2 protein-coding genes are annotated in these 675 nt (G+C 75.9%); both read left to right on the plus strand.

Annotated features, from left to right (window positions below; all coding sequences use genetic code 11):
- Window positions 1-400: type III secretion HpaP family protein (locus CS062_RS25135; RefSeq protein ID WP_199174364.1), on the plus strand; the 400-nt coding region annotated here is incomplete at its 5' end.
- Window positions 397-675: hypothetical protein (locus CS062_RS25140; RefSeq protein WP_199174365.1), on the plus strand; the 279-nt coding region annotated here is incomplete at its 3' end. The genes CS062_RS25135 and CS062_RS25140, both read left to right, overlap by 4 nt.

Raw genomic sequence — 675 nt, forward strand, 5'->3', positions numbered from 1 at the left:
CCTGGCCACGTCGCGCGCCGCGGCGGTCCTGCATGCGCTGCCGCCGCGGGACGACGGACCGGCGCCGGAGGCGCTCGATGTCCCGGCCGATGGCGACGGACCGGACGCGCCGGCGGGCGCTGCGGACGACTGGCCCGAGCGCATGGCCTCGACGATCGCCACGCTGTGCGCCCGCGCCGATCCGGCCATCGTGAACTGGACGGTCACGATCCCGATGGACCCGGCGGTGCTGCCGGAGACGACGCTGCAGCTGAGCCTTTCGCCGCACTGGCTCGCGCTTCGCTTCTCGACGCTGTCGCCGCAGTCGCACCACCTAGTCTGCCGATACCGGCCCCGGCTGCTCGAGCAGCTCGAACGCCTGCCCCAACTGCCCCATGGCATCGACATCGAAGTCCTATGACGCCTGAGCTGCTGACCGCCACGACGCCGACCGCCGCCCCACGCCCGCGCGGCGCGGTCGCCCGTGCGGAGAGCCTGGCCGGCCGCCTGCCGGCGCTGCGTCCGGCCGCCGCGCGCGCGGCGCGCATCGGCTTCGACGGCCGCCTGCCGCGCTGGCTCGGCGAACGGCTCGGCATGGCGACGCAGGTGCATGCGGCACGGCCGCCGACGGACCTGCTGTCGCTCGATCTGCGCAGCGCCGCCGGCCGTGCCGACGTGGCGCTGGATCCGGCGCAG

It is taken from the genome of Roseateles chitinivorans, from assembly GCF_002761755.1.
Classification (GTDB): Bacteria; Pseudomonadota; Gammaproteobacteria; order Burkholderiales; family Burkholderiaceae_C; genus Roseateles; species Roseateles chitinivorans.